Annotated in this window: 32 protein-coding genes; 22 read left to right on the top strand and 10 right to left on the bottom strand. The window is 49.5% G+C overall.

Annotated features, from left to right (window positions below; translation table 11 throughout):
• Window positions 1-26 precede the first annotated feature (26 nt).
• The 10 genes from GZH47_RS32870 to GZH47_RS32915 form a co-directional block, all read right to left on the bottom strand.
• Window positions 27-185 carry a hypothetical protein gene (locus GZH47_RS32870; protein ID WP_162645821.1) on the bottom strand — a complete coding sequence of 53 codons (159 nt, stop codon included), beginning with the start codon at window positions 183-185 and terminating at the stop codon, window positions 27-29.
• Window positions 157-870: a hypothetical protein gene (locus tag GZH47_RS32875; protein ID WP_162645822.1), complete on the bottom strand. Its 714-nt coding sequence runs from the start codon at window positions 868-870 to the stop codon at window positions 157-159. Before GZH47_RS32875 ends, GZH47_RS32870 begins: the two co-directional genes overlap by 29 nt.
• On the bottom strand, window positions 800-1240 hold the full coding sequence (locus GZH47_RS34340) for a DUF1653 domain-containing protein (protein ID WP_162645823.1): 441 nt from the start codon (window positions 1238-1240) through the stop codon (window positions 800-802). The genes GZH47_RS32875 and GZH47_RS34340 overlap by 71 nt, the downstream gene beginning before the upstream one ends.
• 225 nt (window positions 1241-1465) lie before the next feature.
• Window positions 1466-1906: a Thoeris anti-defense Tad2 family protein gene (locus GZH47_RS32885; protein WP_162645824.1), complete on the bottom strand. Its 441-nt coding sequence runs from the start codon at window positions 1904-1906 to the stop codon at window positions 1466-1468.
• A complete protein-coding gene (locus GZH47_RS32890) occupies window positions 1851-2171 on the bottom strand; it encodes a hypothetical protein (RefSeq protein ID WP_162645825.1) in 321 nt (106 codons plus the stop codon). The genes GZH47_RS32885 and GZH47_RS32890 overlap by 56 nt, the downstream gene beginning before the upstream one ends.
• Before the next feature lie 32 nt (window positions 2172-2203).
• Window positions 2204-2470 (bottom strand): hypothetical protein, encoded by a 267-nt coding sequence (locus tag GZH47_RS32895; RefSeq protein WP_162645826.1) that lies wholly within the window; start codon window positions 2468-2470, stop codon window positions 2204-2206.
• Window positions 2412-2642 carry a hypothetical protein gene (locus tag GZH47_RS32900; RefSeq protein WP_162645827.1) on the bottom strand — a complete coding sequence of 77 codons (231 nt, stop codon included), beginning with the start codon at window positions 2640-2642 and terminating at the stop codon, window positions 2412-2414. The genes GZH47_RS32895 and GZH47_RS32900 overlap by 59 nt, the downstream gene beginning before the upstream one ends.
• Window positions 2643-2644: 2 nt before the next feature.
• Complete coding sequence (locus GZH47_RS32905) at window positions 2645-2884, bottom strand: hypothetical protein (RefSeq protein ID WP_162645828.1); 240 nt, start codon at window positions 2882-2884, stop codon at window positions 2645-2647.
• Between the two features lie 21 nt (window positions 2885-2905).
• Entirely contained in the window at window positions 2906-3175 is a 270-nt protein-coding gene (locus GZH47_RS32910) for a hypothetical protein (RefSeq protein ID WP_162645829.1), read from the bottom strand.
• Window positions 3176-3258: 83 nt separating this feature from the next.
• Window positions 3259-3681, bottom strand: a complete 423-nt coding sequence (locus GZH47_RS32915) for a hypothetical protein (RefSeq protein WP_162645830.1) — start codon at window positions 3679-3681, stop codon at window positions 3259-3261.
• 246 nt (window positions 3682-3927) lie between these two features.
• Between GZH47_RS32915 and GZH47_RS32920 the strand changes: the two genes are divergently transcribed.
• The 22 genes from GZH47_RS32920 (at window position 3928) to GZH47_RS33025 (ending at window position 17523) form a co-directional block, all read left to right on the top strand.
• The gene (locus GZH47_RS32920) at window positions 3928-4218 is read left to right on the top strand and encodes a hypothetical protein (RefSeq protein ID WP_162645831.1); all 291 of its coding nucleotides are present in this window, start codon (window positions 3928-3930) and stop codon (window positions 4216-4218) included.
• A gap of 1 nt (window position 4219) precedes the next feature.
• Entirely contained in the window at window positions 4220-4372 is a 153-nt protein-coding gene (locus GZH47_RS32925; RefSeq protein WP_162645832.1) for a hypothetical protein, read from the top strand.
• A 129-nt stretch (window positions 4373-4501) separates the two neighbouring features.
• Complete coding sequence (locus tag GZH47_RS32930; protein WP_162645833.1) at window positions 4502-5068, top strand: hypothetical protein; 567 nt, start codon at window positions 4502-4504, stop codon at window positions 5066-5068.
• A gap of 406 nt (window positions 5069-5474) precedes the next feature.
• Window positions 5475-9158 carry a hypothetical protein gene (locus GZH47_RS32935; RefSeq protein WP_162645834.1) on the top strand — a complete coding sequence of 1228 codons (3684 nt, stop codon included), beginning with the start codon at window positions 5475-5477 and terminating at the stop codon, window positions 9156-9158.
• A gap of 500 nt (window positions 9159-9658) precedes the next feature.
• Window positions 9659-10156: a hypothetical protein gene (locus tag GZH47_RS32940; RefSeq protein ID WP_162645835.1), complete on the top strand. Its 498-nt coding sequence runs from the start codon at window positions 9659-9661 to the stop codon at window positions 10154-10156.
• Between the two features lie 795 nt (window positions 10157-10951).
• Entirely contained in the window at window positions 10952-11239 is a 288-nt protein-coding gene (locus tag GZH47_RS32945; RefSeq protein WP_162645836.1) for a glycoside hydrolase family 5 protein, read from the top strand.
• Window positions 11223-11372, top strand: coding sequence for a hypothetical protein (locus tag GZH47_RS32950; RefSeq protein WP_162645837.1), 150 nt, complete (start codon window positions 11223-11225; stop codon window positions 11370-11372). Before GZH47_RS32945 ends, GZH47_RS32950 begins: the two co-directional genes overlap by 17 nt.
• Window positions 11373-12338: 966 nt before the next feature.
• Window positions 12339-12602 carry a hypothetical protein gene (locus tag GZH47_RS32955; RefSeq protein ID WP_162645838.1) on the top strand — a complete coding sequence of 88 codons (264 nt, stop codon included), beginning with the start codon at window positions 12339-12341 and terminating at the stop codon, window positions 12600-12602.
• A gap of 4 nt (window positions 12603-12606) precedes the next feature.
• Window positions 12607-12840: a hypothetical protein gene (locus GZH47_RS32960; RefSeq protein ID WP_162645839.1), complete on the top strand. Its 234-nt coding sequence runs from the start codon at window positions 12607-12609 to the stop codon at window positions 12838-12840.
• A gap of 223 nt (window positions 12841-13063) precedes the next feature.
• The gene (locus GZH47_RS32965; protein ID WP_162645840.1) at window positions 13064-13312 is read left to right on the top strand and encodes a hypothetical protein; all 249 of its coding nucleotides are present in this window, start codon (window positions 13064-13066) and stop codon (window positions 13310-13312) included.
• A 7-nt stretch (window positions 13313-13319) separates the two neighbouring features.
• Window positions 13320-13601 (top strand): hypothetical protein, encoded by a 282-nt coding sequence (locus GZH47_RS32970; RefSeq protein ID WP_162645841.1) that lies wholly within the window; start codon window positions 13320-13322, stop codon window positions 13599-13601.
• On the top strand, window positions 13601-13942 hold the full coding sequence (locus tag GZH47_RS32975) for a hypothetical protein (protein ID WP_162645842.1): 342 nt from the start codon (window positions 13601-13603) through the stop codon (window positions 13940-13942). The genes GZH47_RS32970 and GZH47_RS32975 overlap by 1 nt, the downstream gene beginning before the upstream one ends.
• Window positions 13943-14071: 129 nt before the next feature.
• Window positions 14072-14215 (top strand): hypothetical protein, encoded by a 144-nt coding sequence (locus tag GZH47_RS32980; RefSeq protein ID WP_162645843.1) that lies wholly within the window; start codon window positions 14072-14074, stop codon window positions 14213-14215.
• A gap of 197 nt (window positions 14216-14412) precedes the next feature.
• Entirely contained in the window at window positions 14413-14700 is a 288-nt protein-coding gene (locus GZH47_RS32985) for a hypothetical protein (RefSeq protein WP_162645844.1), read from the top strand.
• Window positions 14700-14945 (top strand): hypothetical protein, encoded by a 246-nt coding sequence (locus tag GZH47_RS32990; protein ID WP_162645845.1) that lies wholly within the window; start codon window positions 14700-14702, stop codon window positions 14943-14945. Before GZH47_RS32985 ends, GZH47_RS32990 begins: the two co-directional genes overlap by 1 nt.
• A 323-nt stretch (window positions 14946-15268) precedes the next feature.
• Entirely contained in the window at window positions 15269-15667 is a 399-nt protein-coding gene (locus tag GZH47_RS32995; RefSeq protein ID WP_162645846.1) for a GNAT family N-acetyltransferase, read from the top strand.
• Window positions 15667-15957 carry a hypothetical protein gene (locus tag GZH47_RS33000; protein ID WP_162645847.1) on the top strand — a complete coding sequence of 97 codons (291 nt, stop codon included), beginning with the start codon at window positions 15667-15669 and terminating at the stop codon, window positions 15955-15957. Before GZH47_RS32995 ends, GZH47_RS33000 begins: the two co-directional genes overlap by 1 nt.
• 9 nt (window positions 15958-15966) lie before the next feature.
• Window positions 15967-16242 (top strand): hypothetical protein, encoded by a 276-nt coding sequence (locus GZH47_RS33005; protein ID WP_162645848.1) that lies wholly within the window; start codon window positions 15967-15969, stop codon window positions 16240-16242.
• The gene (locus tag GZH47_RS33010) at window positions 16239-16496 is read left to right on the top strand and encodes a hypothetical protein (RefSeq protein ID WP_162645849.1); all 258 of its coding nucleotides are present in this window, start codon (window positions 16239-16241) and stop codon (window positions 16494-16496) included. Before GZH47_RS33005 ends, GZH47_RS33010 begins: the two co-directional genes overlap by 4 nt.
• Before the next feature lie 286 nt (window positions 16497-16782).
• Entirely contained in the window at window positions 16783-16956 is a 174-nt protein-coding gene (locus tag GZH47_RS33015; RefSeq protein WP_162645850.1) for a hypothetical protein, read from the top strand.
• A 64-nt stretch (window positions 16957-17020) separates the two neighbouring features.
• Window positions 17021-17161 (top strand): hypothetical protein, encoded by a 141-nt coding sequence (locus tag GZH47_RS33020; RefSeq protein WP_162645851.1) that lies wholly within the window; start codon window positions 17021-17023, stop codon window positions 17159-17161.
• Complete coding sequence (locus GZH47_RS33025) at window positions 17161-17523, top strand: hypothetical protein (RefSeq protein ID WP_162645852.1); 363 nt, start codon at window positions 17161-17163, stop codon at window positions 17521-17523. Before GZH47_RS33020 ends, GZH47_RS33025 begins: the two co-directional genes overlap by 1 nt.
• Window positions 17524-17579 lie beyond the last annotated feature (56 nt).

The following is a 17579-nucleotide window of genomic DNA, read 5'->3' on the forward strand; positions in this document are numbered from 1 at the left end:
TACAACACTATGTTTTTTTTCTTGAACTAACCAGCGAATGCTTCTTGTCTTTCATATTCTTGAAGCTCTTCTTCTCGGATTGCCGGTACGATTGCTTCCGGACGATTCAACAGAAGCATGAGAATAAAGTAAACGAGCCAGTGGCTGACGCCTGTCTTAACCAGTCGCCTGGTAATTGCTTTCATAGGAACCACCCCCTTCCTCAAACTCGCACATCATTTCCCGTTCGAAGCGATCATGAGGCATCTCTCGCTGCACCTGTGCCATTTCAGCCATCGTCAGCACCTCAATACTTGTAATTCGTCGTGCCATCTTTCCCTGCTCCCTGATGCGCCTGTAGAAGCTCTTGAACGCTGTCGGATGCGGCCCATTAATTGTGCCGACCATAATGACGTTGGCGATCATAAGCAGATGGTCAAACTCTCTCCGGTCTTCCAGGAATTCTAAAACAGCCGGCATGTTCTCGGGATCCTCGAAAATAACCTCCTTGCTGTGGAACAGGTCATATCCCCTATACTGCTGGTAGCTATAATTAGATACGATGTAGATGGTTTTTCCGTTGACGTATACCTCTTTGTATCCATTGCGCTGCGTGAGGACTTCGTACTCGTGGCCGAGCTCCCTGGCGATCTCAGTGAACCTATTCATTCGATGCGACGAGTCGAGGATCGAGGTTACGAGCACCGTATCCCGCTTATTCAGAATGGCTCTCTTGAGAATTGCTGTCGTCTTTCCGGTCGCCCTGCCAGCTATGATGCATTTGTTCTCTGCGTCCGCATTGATGAAGTCATCCCAGACTCTATATGCGTTGTCGCTTCGATACAGCCGATCTGCCGGATGCAGCTCCAAATACTGGTGTACGAGCTCCATGAGCCACCTCCAGTCTCTCGAAGCGGGGCAGTGTCTCTCCGTTGACCTCAACTGACTCGTTCCACATGTCGAGCGGCCGAACCCAGATATCGCCCTCGTCGTTGACGTAGATCACCAGATCTTCGCCCTTCAGCTTCCGCATGGCCGGCAAGCTGCCGATGATATGCTGCGGCGTGATCCAGAAGTGGTCTTCACCCTCTTTCCACACCGCCAGCTTCTCATTCTTACCTTCGCTGTACTTGCCGATGCCGATCTGCCTGCAGCCTTTCATGAGCTCCTTGTCGCCGCCCTCCATATACGAGCCGACGCCGATCACCTTGTAGATTCCACCCTTGTAATGCTTGTAGTTTTCATTGGCTGTTGGTTTCATGCCTTGTAGCCTCCCAGATTCTTAATAGAGCCGAAGGCTCTTCGATTTTTTATGAATAGCTAATTATTGCTCTTGTTTTCTCGAGATTCTTTGCTCACCATACGACCCAATGGATTAGCCGTGAAATTCCGCATCCTGCGACGACTGCACCAATTGTGATAATGAGAGCCCATGCAATTCCAAGACAGACGCCGAGCCCTCTTTCATCCGCTTCTTTTCTGCTCATCATATCGATAACCTCCCCGACATCGTAATGGTGTTGCCATCCCATTCAGGGACCTTCTCTCGCCTCATCACACGCCAGTCACCGGCCATCAGATCTTTCATCTGGGGTTGCCATAGGTGGCACTCCCCGCAGCCGTCAGACACAGCGTAGATACCGTCCTTTCGCATCTCCAGATAGATCCCGTCCATCCAGCTCAGCCGGATCACCTTATAGCCAGACGGCAACAGGCGCATGACAACGCTGAAATCGAACCGATCCATATACTCCAGTTCGGTGTCGGGGCCGGCGGCGATCAAAACCTTCTCGCCTTTGTAACGAGAGTGCCAGAAGCCCGCCAGGGCTTGGGCGTCCTCGTAGCTCTCGCTCTTGGCGTGGTACACGCCATCATGTACGTGAGCTATGCCGTTTATCTTCCACAGATACGACTCCGCAAGCTCCATCCGGATCTACCTGCCTTTCTATAACGTCGATCAGCCGATTGATGATCTTCAGATCCGGCTCCCTTGTTGCTTGCGTCATTTTAGGCACGAACAAACCGTGGTCCTCCATGACCTTCGCAAGATCGTGGAAGTGTTCTGATGGAACGATGATCGTTACATGTCTGCGGTCGATCATCGTTCCCTCTTCCCTCTCATGCGGCTCTATGTATATCAATTCCCTTGCAAAATTGTCGTATTGCCATCCGCCTCTGAACCAATGAGCCATGCCATTCATTCCTCCATTTCTTAATAGACCGGTTAATTAATTTTACGACCAATGATCATGCCGCCATGGTTCTCGATCGCATCTTTGCGGATCCGTTCCCGCTGCTCGTACAGCCATGTCAGCCACTCTTCCCGCTCCTTGATCTTGCCTCTGCATTTGAAGCAGCATCCGAAGGTGATTCCTGGGAACTTGATCGATTTGGTCCTGTTGCTGATGAATCCGCACTCCGAATTCAGGCACTCATAGCGTTTCGGCTCTTTCGGCTCTTTCGTCACATTGGTCGCTTTCGCCCTGCTCATGTTCCTCTCCCCCTAACTCTCTTTGTCCCTTGATGAATTGCAGCAGATTCCGAGCCAGCTTGAATTGTCCACGATAGCTGTCCGTGTCATCCTTGTACATCTTGCCGGCGGCAATCTCCTTTTCTTCTTTTATTTTTTCAATCAATGCTGCCAGCAGTTCTGAATCGTTCATCCTTAACGCCACCTAACTCTGTTGAAGTCTCCTCTTGGCCGCAGCACCTGTTCTGGATCAACGGTGATAGCCTCTTGGCCTTCGATGTGATCAGGTAATCCCAGACTTACATCCCCTGTAAGCAGGACCTCAATGGTGCCTCTGAAATGATTCACTCGGATGTCCTCGATCGTGATCCCATCTTGAAGGCCAATCAGCTCCACCATCAACTCTTTCGTGACATGCAATTTTCCCTGCCCCATGCTCATCTCTCCTCTCCACGCCTACAGCATGTCATTCCAGTCATCATTCGTTGAAATACCTCGGGCCTCATACGATTTCATTTTCTTGTCGAATTTGGCGAGCGCCTTTGGACTCATTTCAAAGAAGTCATCGTCCACTGCATTCGGATTTGCTTCACCGAAGAAGAGGCTTCCCCTTTTCTTTGGCGCCGCAGCTGCTGCTGACTTGCTGCCAGTCGCTTTCCCGAACACAGAGGATACATGCGAGAACAGTGGATTGGTCCCTAGAGCTCTGTTGGCCCGCAGGAACATGTCACTAACCTCACTTTCATGTAACGCATTACACAACTATTATACACCGTCTGTCTTGTTATTGGAATAAAAAAAGACACCGATCACTCGGTGCCTTGAGTTTCCTTTCGAAAGCTGTAGATTTTCGCCGGTCTTCGCTTTGCCTCGCTCATCTTCTTCTCGAAGCTGCTGTTCATATGAGTGCCATAAAACTTGTTATGGAACAGTAAGAATGCTCTGCTCATCGACTCCGCCATGCTCGGCGATGCCGTTTCCACGCTCCATGATTCATTCTCATCATCCTGAATGGAACAATGTTCCTGAATCGCTATTGGAGCTCCGCCAAATCTTGTGCAGCTGACGCTACACCCTATATCCGATATGTACTCTCTTAGCTGCAGTGCTGCTAGGTCATCTGTTGACCACGATTTATGCGGGATCTCATTGTCCACTTGATGAACGATACTTGTGATCAGCTCATCCATCAAAGAGCCTGGATCCATTTGAAGGATCTTTTGCGGGTTCACCGGCCCACCACCTCTCTCTTATTCTATCTACCATTTTACCCCATTTCCTATAGCGGCATAATTATTCTCAAAAAAAATTTTGAGCCACAACAAACCTATGGAAAGTTTCCTATAGGGGGCCATTTTTCTAAAAAAAATTGCTCGAGGTAGCTGGTATATAGGGGTGGCACCACTTAAACGTTCTGTGCCCCACCCCCTATATATACAACGCCGGCACATGGACTGTGCCATATGGAGGAAACCCCAATGAAGATCAGAGTCGTGAATGTTAAGAGATTTGCAATTGCTTGCGTTACTGTAGGTGTCGTACTTGGTTCTGCTATTACCTTATTGGTAAGCAATCACCATGATACGCATTACACCTATAAGAATGTAGTCGCAAGCAAGGGCGATACGCTATGGACATTGGTACGGCAATACAACCCTGATTATAGCGGGGATGTGCGTGTACTGGTACACATGGCAAGCAAGCACAATGGTAGCTCATCTATTGATGCAGCTACTGTGGTGAGTATCCCTGTGCAGGAGGGCAACTAATATGCCACATGCAAAGGACCTCATTCATAAGGGGCTCTACATGGGTCCTGTAAGCGGCGGTATCGGCTACGTGTATGAATACCATGGCCAACTGTACGTGTACACTGCTGGCCGCATCATACCTCATGAGCAGCATCTGAGGGAGAAGGCATGACAAGGACGAAACGCACCCTGTATCAAGGGGGTGCGTCCATGGGTGCTACCCATGCTGATGAGTCCAGTAAATGCTCACCCATGTAAGACGTGACCTATATGGCACGCTATGGGATAGAAAGGATCTACCATGAACGCAGCATCTATCCGTAACAGTTTCTCCACCATGATGGAGGACATGGCCCGTGAGGCAGGCAAGGTATTTCGCCGCTTTGCATCCACTACCCCTGTACAGGCAGCCCCTGTGCATGTAGCATCCTCCCCTGCCAAGAAGGCCCCTACTGTATCCCATGCCCCTGTAGCCAAGGCTAGCTGGGTTGTGGAGCGTAGCGAGGCTATGCCTGTAGCTGCAGCCCGCTATGCTGCACAGGTGGCCAAGGTACCCCCTACTGCAGAGAAGGTCTCTGTTAAGGGTGCTGTCGTCGTAGGCGTGGTTGCTGCAACGGCAGCTGCCATTGCAACCCCTACCCTGGGGACGGCCTTATTGGCAGGTGCTTCTGCGGCTGCTGTTGCAGAGCTGATCCGCAATCGCAAGAAACAAGGCGCCAAGAAACAAGCCCTTGTTGCAGGACTCACTGCTTTGGCCGCACCGCTTGGCGTGGTCTATGGCGGCATGGCCGTGTTGTCCTTATCTGGACTTGCATGGCAATTGGGCTTGACCGGCTGGAACGCAGCCACGCTCGCAATCCTGCTTTAATTGGCAGGGTTCGATATGGGACTCGCTGATTACAGGGTGAAATGATATATCCCTGCTATTGGCATCCCCTCCCCCTTGTGCCGGTCGATCCGCATGGGGGCAGTACACAGAATCGGCCTAGCTGGAACACGGATCTTTAAGCCGTGTTCTTTTTGTGTTCCGGCGAACTGCAAGAAGAACGGGCCGTGTCCTGTGGGTGTACGTGACCCAGGGCATTGGCAACCACGTATCCCTCTCCTGTTTAAGGGCTGATCACCCCAGGAGTTGTAGTCCGTGCATGGCGAGCTTTAACGAGACAGTGACTGTCATCCCTCTCCGACGCAATACCGCAATACCCGCTTCACCTGTCGCCCGTCCCTTTGTCCGCAAGTCCAAAACCAATTTACTCTGAGGAGAGATATCTATCATGACAACTACTAACCGTAACGCTAAGAAAGCACACATGGAAACAATGAAAGCTCAACAAGCCAGAAAGTCGATGCTCCGTAACGCTATCAAGTCGCATAAGCAATCGATGAAGGCCGCTCGCCCTGTGGCAGCTGACAACCCATTGGCAACCAACCAAGGCATCATCAGCGCAATGCAGGTATTCGGTATTGAGCAAGGCATCATCAATCGCATCCTCTTCGGTATTGGCGAGGGTATGGGCCTGATCGTGCAGCTTCGTGATCCTGCTCTTGTGGCCGGCCTTACTGATGCTGATCGTGCTGAGATCGAGCGCTTCGTGAATGCTCACGACAAACTGCCTGCAGTGGTTCGTAAGCCGAAGCGGGTATCGGTTCAAGTGTCGAAAGCAAGCGTCCACAAGATGCGTTACGATCTGGACGGCATGGATATCTTCTCCACGCTGAACTACTCGGATCCAGGCAGCACACAAGCTGATACTGGCTACCAAGTGATCCAGGAGAATCAACTCTCTGAGCTGCTGGCTTCTGCGCCGGTCGAAGTGGTCTTCACTCGCAATGTTGGTGGCGAGATCGTAGAATCCCCACGCCGCCTCTCCCTGATGCGCTGGGTGCATGTCGTGGACATGTATGTATCCCTGCCTGAAGATGAGATCGATGCAGAAACGCAAGAGCTGCTGACTATGCAGGAGCTGATGATGCGTAACGGCTACCTCTTCGCAAATGAAGATGGTGAGATCGTGCGTGCCAACTACCTGTATCAATCGGCATCTCAAGCACGTCAGCTGCAAGGCATCTTCTTGTCAGAAGAATGCCCACATACACCAGCCGAAGTGCTGATGATGCTGGGTCATGACTTCCTGGCATACTCGAAACGTAAGGCAGCTGGTGTCTATGAATTGGACATCACGAAGATGCTGAAGCGTTTCGGTCTGGCTGGTACTTCCTCCATTCCTTCCCGCACGATCGACATCGGTCAAGATACGGTGAATCTGGAGAATGGCGAGTACATGATCGTTGGTGGCCGTCACACGATGATGGTGATCGAGGATCGATATGCGGTGGTGAAGCGTGGCCTGTACAAGGTCATGGATCCGAAAACCCGCTCCATGAAGACCCTCGATGCTGCAGAGATCAATCAAACCATGGCTGTCGGTGATGGCCTGGTCTTCTGCGACGAGGAAGTATACGCAGCACTCTTGGCTGAGTTCGGCCAGGAGTCTGATGCTTGGCAGATCCGCCTCACTCCGTTCACCAAAGGCCTGATGGTCTTTGTTCCGGATATGAGAGCGATCGTTGGGGCCAATGGCAAACCACTGTATGACGCAAACATCGTTGCTACGAAGTCCGCTGTCAAAGGCGACTATCGTGCGATCGCTAAGGACTTCAAGATCCAACTCCGTGTTGCCCTGTTCAATAAATCCATGGGCCAAACGAAACCGTACACGCTGCTGCCGTATCAAATGACTCATGGCACATCGGTGACGGCCAAGGATCTGATCAACACCTTGGATGTGCATCTGAACGGTGTATTGGATGATATGAATGATCCACATCGTATGGCCACACGTCTGGGCTTGTATTCGATTCAAGACATGGGCAACGACATGACACTTGAGGAGATCGAAGCAGCTGAGAAGAAAGCCATCTTCAATACTCATGGTCTGTTCCTGCACCACGCTCCGTTCACAGCACATGATGCCATGATGCGTCGCTGGTCGATTGAGCTGATGCATGAGCAGCTGGAGAAATGGCAGTATGGCAGCATCCCAGTGGAAGGCCACTATCGCTTCATGGTTCAAGATCCATATGCGATCCTGAATGCAGGCATCACTCAGATTCGTGACGATGAGGGCAATCTTCTGGTTCCGGAGAATGAGGGTCTTGAAGCGAACACGATCTTCATCAAAGGTCGTGGCGAGAACGGCAAGCTCGAGGACATCACCGGCCAACATGTAGCACTGGGTCGTAATCCAATGGTTGGCAAGGAGATGCAAATCACGAAGGTGGCAGCGAGCACTCGATATGAGGCTGCCGTGAAGAAGGGTGGATTCCGTAACCTGCTCGTAATGAGTGTGCATGACTTCTGCACATTCGCTATGGGCGGCGCTGATAATGATGGGGACACCGGCTTGACCATTACCGAGAACGCAATCGTCCGCAGCGTCATGAAGAAACCAGGCATTCCCGTGCTTGATCTTCACATGAAATACGACGCTGATGGACGCCTCTCTGGTTTTGGAAGCGGGTGCCCTTGGAGCGGCGACACGGGTGAGGTTCCATCTCTGGAAGCACCACATGTTGCACAACGTGATTTTATCATTCAATTCACAGCGGATCAATACACAGCTGAGTTCCGTTCTGCGATCCATGAGCTTTCCAAAGAGTTCGTCATCCGTACACTGGAGCCGAACAAGATTGGATACATGACCAATATCGCTACGAAGCTGGCTGATGCTGTGCGCAAGATCGGCTATATGATCGCCGGCAACCTGGATCAATACGGCAACAAGATGAATGCACCTCGTAATGCTTCGGCCGCCGCTGTACTCAAGAGCGAGATCGAGCAATATGAGAGCTACATCGAATTGCTGCGCCTTTGCCAAGGATGGGAGATCGACCGTGCGAAACACGGCGGTGCTTACATGGAGCAGCTGGCTGAGGAGCTGCGCTTCCTGAAGGATCCATCCCTTGCCACATTCGCTAAGTACAAACTGAAGAACGGTCGCACGGTATGGACCAATCCAGTATGGCTTGCTGAAGCAAAAGGCAAGAACGGCTTCAATACAAACTCGGTTCTATCTCAGGTGCATGCCTATGTGAAGAACTGGAAAGCTACGCAGCTGGATGCACGCCTCGATGAGATCATGAATGACGTTGACACGTATAACGTGCTGACCGATATGGCGCAAGGTATTGCAATCGAACCAGCTGTGCAGAAAGCACTTGAAGATGCAATCCGTCCGATCAAAGGCACATATGGTGCAGCGATCGCCAGCGCATACGATAGGTTCAAAGCTGCTCGTGATGAAGCTCTTGCCCAATGCAATGGTGACGCTGCTGTGGCGGAGGAACTGATCGAGCTGCTTGAGAAGGAGCGGGCTCTGGATGTTGCATCTGCAGTTGATGCTGCTCAGCAATCCATGACTGCTCTGGAAGAAGGATTCGATATCGTTCACATCGGATATGTTGCTTACCACATGACCTATGCTAATCGTCGCACCAATAAGCGTATCGACGATGTCACTGGTGAAGTGGTCGAGTACCAATCCGGCATCGGCTTCCCATGGACCGCAGCCAAGCGTCAATTCCTGAATGCAGCACGCTATGTGCAATTCGGAAACACTGGCCGCACCGTCTTGAACGAAATCAAGGCAGGATCCTTTAACATGGGCACGGTGGTGCATACCGCTAAGGATGCAGAACGCATGCTTGATTCTGTTCGCAACTTCGGAAAGGTTATCGTGAAGTATGAGCGTAATCTGCTTACGAAGAACTCTGCATATAACATTTATGCAATGAGCGCCAATGGAACCATGACACAATGCGGCATCCTGTATGATTCTGCTCTTCGCTTCCTCACTGGTGCTCCTGCTTATGAGGTTACGGTAGAAGATGCAACATACAACGGTGGTCACTCCGTAAACATGAAAGTGATCGCTCGCCAACCAATCGAGCTTAACTAATCGGATAGGAGATGGTGATGCAACAGTCACTGTCTCTTTAGAGTTCGTCATGCACAGGACAAATCAGATTCACACACCCTTCGGGTTAACCACATGCAGCCGGCACCATCGTGCTTGCACCATGCTGTGCGGCCCCACCCATTTGCTACCCCGCTCCTCCCTCCGTATCATGACCACGCATCATTCCCCGATGCACGCACCACAGGCCTGTCGGCCTCATTCATGATGATGCAACACGACCATGAAAGCCACCAGGATATCGTCTCGCACCAGAACAGCAAACGTGGGGTAACTCAGCAATGTTATCTGCATAAAGCAGTCCATGCCCTCCCAGGGCGTGGCTGCAGGTTCACCAGTGGCATGTGTGTTGTGTGATGGCCGTGAAACGAGCAAACCTGGCGAAAGAATTTCCAGTTGCGTATAGCATGCTTATGTTATGATGGTTCTATTCGTCTTTCTTGATTATATGTTATGAGACTGTCGTGCGAGGTGCGTTATCATTGATTGTTCATCGTAGATCCAAGGAGCATTATCCGGTTGAGTTTCAGCCGCTTACCTCAAGGGACGTGCAGCGCATGGTTAAAGACGGCGGCCCGAACAGTTGGGAGCCGGCATTCGACTGGTCGCTGTATTTCCGTTACAACCGCACTGAAGTGTATAAGATGGTCATTAAGGGTAATGACTACATACAGGGCTGCATTGCCTTCGAGATCAAGGAAGATCATGTCTATGTACACTTGATCGAATCGGCTCCCCATAATTTTAAGGGTAAAGAGTTCGAGATGATCGGCGAGCACATGCTTGCTTTTGCGTGTAAGCGAAGCGAGCAGCTCGGATTCGAAGGGGCCGTCGCATTACAGTCGAAGACGGGGCCAAGATTTGTACCTCTTATGCGTTATTATATGGGCCCTAAGATTAGAGCCGAGCATCTCGGAAATGGGTACATGATTATAGATGGCCCTTCAGCTGACCGGCTAATTATGCTATACTCTAATTAAGGAGTGATGATGCTTATGAGAACAAGACCATATGCTAGGCTGTATGCGCCAATGAGATCTCTTGATGACGCTGCTCGTCTTGCCGGCGGGTACGTAAAGCAATCTCTTCCTGTTGAGAACCAACAACGTGATCAGATGATTTCAGAGGCTATTGCCAATCGTAAGAATAAACGTGTTGCGAAGGTCCGCTCTTAGGAGTGGGCCTTTTTCTTTTGGTTCGTGATCTGTATAAAGCTTAATGCTACATATGGGGGCCGAGTGAATACGAGGCCCATATCAGATACATAGAAGTGATGTGCCTATACGATTGCTTTTCATACTGATGACTATGTGTATTGGTATGATGATCCTTTCAATGAGGATCGTCTATAGTTCTCTCTCTTCCCCCGCCCTCCTCGCTTGGTAATCCTTTCCCCTGATTATGGTATACTATCAACATAGAAAGGTTGTGATCCTATGAATATTGCTGTGTGTGAGAAAGACGGCATTACCAGTGTCCCGTTGTCTGAGGTAATGTACGTCAGCACTGAGGAGAATGCCGGAACCAAGAGAGTCGTTGTCCAAACGGCGAGCGGGAATTATACGCTGCCTGCAACACTAGCTGAGTGCGGTCAGCTCTTCGAGAAAAAGTGAGAGAGCCCTCGTGGTTCTCTTTTTTCGTGTTGTGGTGCTTCATTTATGTATGCTCTCTATATGCTTCGTGCGTATAGGGAGCTTTTTTTATTCTCCCCCTTTCCCCAGGTTTGTGTAATGTGTTACATTAGTCGATGAACTACAAGAAAGGATGTGTTACATATGCACCCGCTCCAGGGTCATTATGCTCGTAGCTTGGATAAGCCATATGCTGCTGTTAAGGCTATCCGTAAGGGTAAGCGTCTTATCGTTGTCCCCGGCAGCTTCTTTATCAGTCGTGCAGATACTATGTTTATCTCTCTTCCCGACGACTACCAGGTGGTTTCTGAGGAAGGCAAGGTCCTTCCGGCCACCGGCTCGTTCATGATATCTGCAGAGACGTTCGATCCCTATCATGTGCTCGTAGACTATCAGCAGCAAGGGAGTGAAGCTAATGTCTCGGACGAATAGTGATCTGCTTGATATGTCTCCTGACGATATCATGGCTGCGTATGATGCTGCCGTGAAGCGTGGGGATCAGCAAGAAGTCGCTCGGCTGCGTGAGTTTATTATCGATCGGTTGTATCAGTCCAATTTCATATGATGGAGGTAGTGCTATGCTTATTGCAGATGTGGCTCACATTACATATGTCTGTAGCTGTGTTGCATGCGGTAATGGTATTCCGCCTGAAGAGCGTGGATACTTTCGGAATCCCGCTTCCGGTGAGGAGTATTGCATTCCATGTGCTGAGCAAGAGATACATGCTATTGAGAGGGCGGGATAAGTATGCCAGATGATCTACGTAAGGCGCAGGCTGCTGATGTGTTCAGAGCACTTTGTGATCTATATCAGCAGCTGTATCCTGTATACGAGGGCATTACCCGCTACGCCTGGAGGCAGCATCATATGATGCATGGTTCTATGGCAATCAGCCATGAGGAATATGGTAGTATCGTCTACTCTCTCGTCATGTCCGGGTTTGTGGAGTATCAAGATAGGAATGCGTTGTATCGTCCCGGAGCCGCCGGCCTTGCCAGACTGCAGCAGATATCGAATGGAGGGGCATAAATTGAGGATCCCAGTTAAAGTCACGAGCAAGGTTACAGGCAGGGTTGTCGAAGCATCCTATCCTGCTCGTAAGCTGCTTGATATGTACGAAGAGGAATTGGTGCAAGACATTACTAGATGCGATTGCCAGCCTGTTGGTGAAACCAATGTCGTGGATTGTTCTTGCTATGAGGAATGGGAAGATTACGAGCTGCTAATTGGCGACGAGATCGCTGCATAGATCGGAGGGGTTACAATGGAGCTCACTGCTGCCTATATGGATTGTCATATCATCGCCGATGCTTATCGTATGAATCCTGGGCTTATCTATGGATTCGTCTATCAGTTTCTGGATGATCCCCCGGTCTCCTATGTAGCACGTTGCATTCGGCATGAGACTCATTCCTATCAGCATCGTGTGTTATTCAGTGTCCAGTCGAGAAGCGTTGAGCCCCATCGTGAGCGTGTTTCTCTGTATGCTGATGCCATACATAGTATTAAGCTGCATTGGAGGATTCCTTGATGGGTGCGAAGCCATTAAGACGATGCTCTTTCACCAAGGATAGTGTTAAGCATTACGCTCGCTTGCAAAGGACCGGTGATCGTTTCCCCCAGCCCGCCAGGATTGTTGTCGATAAGGAATACTTTGAGCATGTCGGCGGCGTCTATGGCATGGAGACTGTAGCCATATACGATAAAATCTATGAGGATTGGGCGTATGCTCATGCTGTGTATGATGAGATACTGCGTCGTGCTGATCCGAATAGTCTGAAGGAGTTGAAATGATTGAATGGAGCTTGCTACTGCCTACCTGGAGCATCGTTATGATCTCGTTACTGACTGCTATATAGCTTCGGGTATGGTGATTGAATTCATCTACATTCAGGTGTTCGAAGGCGAGGCTGTCCGTGGCGTATATGAGGGCATGAATGACGATGGTTATGTCATGGTCTATGATGGGGAAGGTACTGAATTCTTTGAGCTCGCAAAGATCGTTTTTGCAGAGAATGTGGGGTGGCCTTAATGGAGCTTGCTAGCATCTATATCCTATCGGTTCGCATCTTGGGCCGTGTTTGGCGTGCTGGTCAGAAGATCATATACGTGCATAAGCATATGCCCTATGGTACGGACTATGAGCAAGGAACCATCATAGCATTTAGTGCTTCAGGGTTCTACGTAAAGAATAAGTGGGACTGCAATGTCCATATTCCTTACGATATCATTGAGCACATAGTGGAGGAATGATCTTGGAGCTTGTTGCTGCGTATGCATCTTGTGAGGTGAAGGGAGTAAAGCTTTTTGCTGGCGACTTCATTTCATTCACCTTTCTGGGAGCTGGAGAGTTACGTGGATTCTTCCGTCGTGTTGATATGAGCCACGAGGTATTCAAGTATCTTGTCGTCGATGATGACAATAACGGCATTCCTCATCATTACCAGCTTCCCTATATATACGGGATTGAGGTTCATCCTGTCCCGTCCCGCTACCGGAGGTGATTAGCTTTTGGAGCTCGTTAATGAATACTGCTGTGTGCATCAATCGTTTATGCTTCATGATATCGAGATTCGTGTAGGTGACTATGTAGGTTTCACCTATACTGCTCCTACGATGTCTTATGAGATATCGGGTAATGTTCATGGTTTCGATATTTCCGCCGGCCTGATGTTTATGATCATTGATGATAAGTATGCAATGTACGGACGTTCTGCCAAGAAGCATGCCGTGTATGGATATCCTTTGGATCAGGTGAAGGATCTCTACTTTCCTGCTGGAGATGTTGATTAATGGAGCTTGTTGCTGGCTATATGAATAGCTTCGTTATCCCCGATCCATTGGATATGTTGCCTGGCTCTGTCTATAGGTTTGAATATACTTTACAGGATGGCACTCCTGTTTCCTTTATAGCTGAATGCATGAAGCATTGGCGCTCTGGTGGTCAGGACCGAATACAGATCCTTATCTTCTATCGCAGCGGCGGACATGGTGCCAACATCTTATCCCTATACAGTGAAAGGATACGTAATATCCGTCTGCATTGGAATGAGTGCAAGCATAACTGGGCTCTTGATGAGAGAGAGGATAAATGCTTTTGCGAGGTCTGCGGTATATGGGAGGATGAATTATAGTGGAGCTTGTCTCTGCCTATATAGAGTGTAAGCATGAATATGCGCTTATCGGAACTTTTGGTCGTTCTGGTTATATGATTTATGAGTATTACTGTCCTTTGTGCAATCATACGAAAGAGGAGGTGTACTATGGACCCGACTCAGTTAACTGAACAAATCGCTGTTGATGATCTTCCTTTCTCCGATCCCGCTTCCCTGCTGTATAAGGAGGATCTCGAGGTAATCGATGACATGTGCGTGTGCGAGAACTATCCGTTCTGCGGCTGCATGTAGGATTGCCCCATGGAGATGATCCGTATGTATCTGGACCTTAGTGGTCTTGAGCTTGTCCCCTGTCCCTCGTGCAGCAGCACTGGTAAGATTAAGCGTGTTTCGTTCATTGATGGGCGTTACGTGTATTCGTATCCGCCCTGTACATTATGCAATGGTGGCGGCATTGTCACCTTGCACAGATATAGGATGTGACTGTATTGGAGCTAATTGCGGAATACCTTTCTTGCACCCAGCTCTCCCGCTTTGTATTCGCCCGGTTCGGTCATAGTTATGGCTATGATCTCGGCATTCGCTTGAAGGTAGAACATACCGATTGCGAACTCGATGAAGATGGCGATTACGGCTATACCGAGTTTCATTATGGCGACCTGCGCCAGGTGACGCACCATTGGATCGTACTGCGGGAGAGGTCTGCTGAAGGTTTTATTGACCATGTGATCAAGCGTTCAGAAATCATTGATGTTGTGTCCCAGGAGAGTGCTTAATGGAACTGATTCGTGCTTATCTGATCGACAAGTTTGTTGTTGGCCAAATTTATTGGGTCGAGTGCGCCGATCATAACTATTCTGGCACCTATATTGGGAATCGGAGTGTGTTCGGTGATATGGCTCACGAGTTTCAAGATACTGTGCAATATAAGCGTGACAGCAAGGAGCGGATGCTACAGTCGAATGTATTGCTCTTCCCGGAGGAAATAAATCTGATTCGCCGGCGATCCTTCGCTCGATGAGGCTGTCGCCTCCATTCTATTTGATGCTATACTCTACAAAGAAACGAGGTATTATCATTGTCTATCACTAATGAGCTGCCGCATCCTATTCGCCGTGGAAAGAAGCGAGTATCTGTTACAAATCCGAATGGCCGCATGTTATATCATGAGCTGCTGTGCGTGGAGTCTGTTGCATTTGAGCCTGCTGGTCGGTCCGGCCCTTCCGAGGATGGTGGCCGTACTTATCCGGTAATTGAGACGATCGGGTATGTATCCCCAGAAGCAGAGTGGTATCTGCTTGCTTGTGGCTATCGTGTTGAACCTTACGTTGGGGAGGATTGATCATGTCCAAACTTCCACGCCGCTGGTATGATCCTCTGGCTCATAAGTTATCTGATCTATATGGCGCCCAGGTATTTGATCAACCAGGCCTTGGTAATGGCATCTTTCTGGTGAATGATAGTCTCGATCTTTATATCCGTGTTCTGCCAGAATACGGTATGACGATCGCTCGCATTGATGTCGGCGAGGGGCATACTCGCAATGGAATTGGCTCTGCTATCGTGGAATGGTGCAAGGAATTTTGCCTGCAGCATCGTATTCCCGAGCTAAAGATGGAATGTGTGCTAACGGAAGAATGTGCAGCGTTCTGTCGTAAACAGGGCTTTTCGTTGGCTCGTCCAAGTGACGATCTGTGTTTCGATTGGGTGCTTCCGATCCCGATCCCGGAGGTGACTGTATAGTGGAGCTTATTGCACATTACATTGAGCCTCGCCTGACTCCTGGCGAGCTCTATTTTATTCCGGGCATTAATCTTTCATACCGTGGAGTATATGTGGGGCCAGTTGATCAATGTGGTCAAACATTTTATGAATTCGCTCCTGCTTTACCATTTGATCCGGAGACTGATTATATGGTAGGCCGGCAATCTATGGTGCAATTCCTGCCCTGTGAATTAGCCCTTGCCTCCCTTGTTCCTCGGCCAAACTCGTGGGAGACCTATATTAATCGCATTTATGGCGTATATGGTTAAGGAGGCATTATGGAGCTCATTTCTGAATATCTCGATCTTCTCCCCCGCCCCCTGACGATTGCCGAGACTTGTCCAGGCGTGTTTTACCGGCTACTTATGAAGAGCACGCACGCCAATGTAAATGAGCCTGGCTGGATAACCGCCCGTGTACGCCATGCAGATGGAGAATTTACGACGTTGTATTTCGATGCCATTAAGAACCCTGATGATTCGATCACCGAGGGCAATTTCTTTGCCACGACACCCCAGATCCTTGGGATCTATCCGTGGGAGCATACATCATGAATCTTGTGCTGCATTACATAACTGTCCCGCTTCTGGATAAAGAGTACCGGCACGGTGATGAGGTTGATGTTTGGTTCACTGAGGCTAATAGAGAATGGTCTGCTCGTGGCATGATCGTCTCCTCCCATTCTTCCCCTCCCACCCTGGTAATTCGAAACCGTGTTCTCGTTGGTGAGCCGGAGGACGATTATTACCTTTACCGCATTATTCCGATCGCCATGATCACTCGTGTGGAGTTAATACCCTTCGGGTAGTCGCTTACGTGATCATACGTGATATGCCTATCGGCATGCTTCCTTGTGATGAATACACGGGAGGCTGATGCTATGCTTATGGTTTCGATCAGAGAATTGGTGTGGGGTAAGGATCACTACGATTGGGCATGGTGCGAATTTTGTGGTGAACGTTTCATCGAGGGCTTTTACGATGACCCAGGTAAAGAAGCACATGGCTTTCATGCTGTATCTATATGTAGCTGTTGCGCTAAAGGCGGGCTCTCCTAATGGGGAGCCTTATTTCATTTTGAGGAGTGAATGGTTAATGTCAAAACGTATTGTTCGCACGATCGATTGCCGCTATTGCGAGGAGAATAAGGTTGTGCTCTCCAGCTCGTGGGCCAACAAATGCAAATGCGGCGTGGAATACAATGGCGCCGGCCAAGCTCTTGCACCACGTTGGCAATGGGGTGAGGAAACAGGCGAGCGTTTCGATTAGCGTTACCCGCCGGCCTGTCGGCCGCATTCCTATTGATGCAAAATTGTTGTCTTGGAGGCGTGCCATGCTTGAGCTTATGAGGAAGTTTACTGATCAGAAAAAGGCCGAGGGCTATACGCTGGAAGAAATCACAGACATGCTGATGAACATGTCCATTGCTGATTTGCAGGCCACACTACAATCCGTTCAGGAGGTGCAACAATAATGGGTCTCGATGTATATGCATACGTGAGTGGTATTCATGGCAATCGCCCTTGCTTGGTCTTTGCCCCCGCTGTCCCGTTTGCTACCATGCCGCAGTTTATCTATGACGGCACGCCAATGTTCCGTTGGTCCACCCCGCTGCGCCGGTTATTCGTCGAGCTGTTTTCATCGTTCATGATGATTAACCTGGATAATCCGCCTATTTTTACTGAGGAGCAGCTTGATCAAGCTCTCATGATTCTCGATGCTGACACATCGCTGAAGCGGGCCAAGGATCTCGGGATCGACCATGCTTATTACTTGGACATGGTGCATTTCTTCAGGATCTGCAAGCAACAGCAGTTTATCGTGGCCATCGCATAGATGGCCTTTTTTTCTTATTTCAGTACGTTATATTACATATTTCGTATCGGAGGGAA

The sequence above is a fragment of the Paenibacillus rhizovicinus genome (genome assembly GCF_010365285.1).
Taxonomy (GTDB): Bacteria; Bacillota; Bacilli; order Paenibacillales; family Paenibacillaceae; genus Paenibacillus_Z; species Paenibacillus_Z rhizovicinus.

What these genes read in the sequence shown, in the direction of transcription:
- GZH47_RS32870 (WP_162645821.1), bottom strand. Translation starts at nt 185, where the DNA reads ATGAAAGCAATTACCAGGCGACTGGTTAAGACAGGCGTCAGCCACTGG.
- GZH47_RS32875 (WP_162645822.1), bottom strand. Translation starts at nt 870, where the DNA reads ATGGAGCTCGTACACCAGTATTTGGAGCTGCATCCGGCAGATCGGCTG.
- GZH47_RS34340 (WP_162645823.1), bottom strand. Translation starts at nt 1,240, where the DNA reads ATGAAACCAACAGCCAATGAAAACTACAAGCATTACAAGGGTGGAATC.
- GZH47_RS32885 (WP_162645824.1), bottom strand. Translation starts at nt 1,906, where the DNA reads ATGGAGCTTGCGGAGTCGTATCTGTGGAAGATAAACGGCATAGCTCAC.
- GZH47_RS32890 (WP_162645825.1), bottom strand. Translation starts at nt 2,171, where the DNA reads ATGGCTCATTGGTTCAGAGGCGGATGGCAATACGACAATTTTGCAAGG.
- GZH47_RS32895 (WP_162645826.1), bottom strand. Translation starts at nt 2,470, where the DNA reads ATGAGCAGGGCGAAAGCGACCAATGTGACGAAAGAGCCGAAAGAGCCG.
- GZH47_RS32900 (WP_162645827.1), bottom strand. Translation starts at nt 2,642, where the DNA reads ATGAACGATTCAGAACTGCTGGCAGCATTGATTGAAAAAATAAAAGAA.
- GZH47_RS32905 (WP_162645828.1), bottom strand. Translation starts at nt 2,884, where the DNA reads ATGGGGCAGGGAAAATTGCATGTCACGAAAGAGTTGATGGTGGAGCTG.
- GZH47_RS32910 (WP_162645829.1), bottom strand. Translation starts at nt 3,175, where the DNA reads ATGTTCCTGCGGGCCAACAGAGCTCTAGGGACCAATCCACTGTTCTCG.
- GZH47_RS32920 (WP_162645831.1), top strand. Translation starts at nt 3,928, where the DNA reads ATGAAGATCAGAGTCGTGAATGTTAAGAGATTTGCAATTGCTTGCGTT.
- GZH47_RS32925 (WP_162645832.1), top strand. Translation starts at nt 4,220, where the DNA reads ATGCCACATGCAAAGGACCTCATTCATAAGGGGCTCTACATGGGTCCT.
- GZH47_RS32930 (WP_162645833.1), top strand. Translation starts at nt 4,502, where the DNA reads ATGAACGCAGCATCTATCCGTAACAGTTTCTCCACCATGATGGAGGAC.
- GZH47_RS32935 (WP_162645834.1), top strand. Translation starts at nt 5,475, where the DNA reads ATGACAACTACTAACCGTAACGCTAAGAAAGCACACATGGAAACAATG.
- GZH47_RS32945 (WP_162645836.1), top strand. Translation starts at nt 10,952, where the DNA reads ATGCACCCGCTCCAGGGTCATTATGCTCGTAGCTTGGATAAGCCATAT.
- GZH47_RS32950 (WP_162645837.1), top strand. Translation starts at nt 11,223, where the DNA reads ATGTCTCGGACGAATAGTGATCTGCTTGATATGTCTCCTGACGATATC.
- GZH47_RS32955 (WP_162645838.1), top strand. Translation starts at nt 12,339, where the DNA reads ATGGGTGCGAAGCCATTAAGACGATGCTCTTTCACCAAGGATAGTGTT.
- GZH47_RS32960 (WP_162645839.1), top strand. Translation starts at nt 12,607, where the DNA reads ATGGAGCTTGCTACTGCCTACCTGGAGCATCGTTATGATCTCGTTACT.
- GZH47_RS32975 (WP_162645842.1), top strand. Translation starts at nt 13,601, where the DNA reads ATGGAGCTTGTTGCTGGCTATATGAATAGCTTCGTTATCCCCGATCCA.
- GZH47_RS32980 (WP_162645843.1), top strand. Translation starts at nt 14,072, where the DNA reads ATGGACCCGACTCAGTTAACTGAACAAATCGCTGTTGATGATCTTCCT.
- GZH47_RS32990 (WP_162645845.1), top strand. Translation starts at nt 14,700, where the DNA reads ATGGAACTGATTCGTGCTTATCTGATCGACAAGTTTGTTGTTGGCCAA.
- GZH47_RS32995 (WP_162645846.1), top strand. Translation starts at nt 15,269, where the DNA reads ATGTCCAAACTTCCACGCCGCTGGTATGATCCTCTGGCTCATAAGTTA.
- GZH47_RS33005 (WP_162645848.1), top strand. Translation starts at nt 15,967, where the DNA reads ATGGAGCTCATTTCTGAATATCTCGATCTTCTCCCCCGCCCCCTGACG.
- GZH47_RS33010 (WP_162645849.1), top strand. Translation starts at nt 16,239, where the DNA reads ATGAATCTTGTGCTGCATTACATAACTGTCCCGCTTCTGGATAAAGAG.
- GZH47_RS33015 (WP_162645850.1), top strand. Translation starts at nt 16,783, where the DNA reads ATGTCAAAACGTATTGTTCGCACGATCGATTGCCGCTATTGCGAGGAG.
- GZH47_RS33020 (WP_162645851.1), top strand. Translation starts at nt 17,021, where the DNA reads ATGCTTGAGCTTATGAGGAAGTTTACTGATCAGAAAAAGGCCGAGGGC.
- GZH47_RS33025 (WP_162645852.1), top strand. Translation starts at nt 17,161, where the DNA reads ATGGGTCTCGATGTATATGCATACGTGAGTGGTATTCATGGCAATCGC.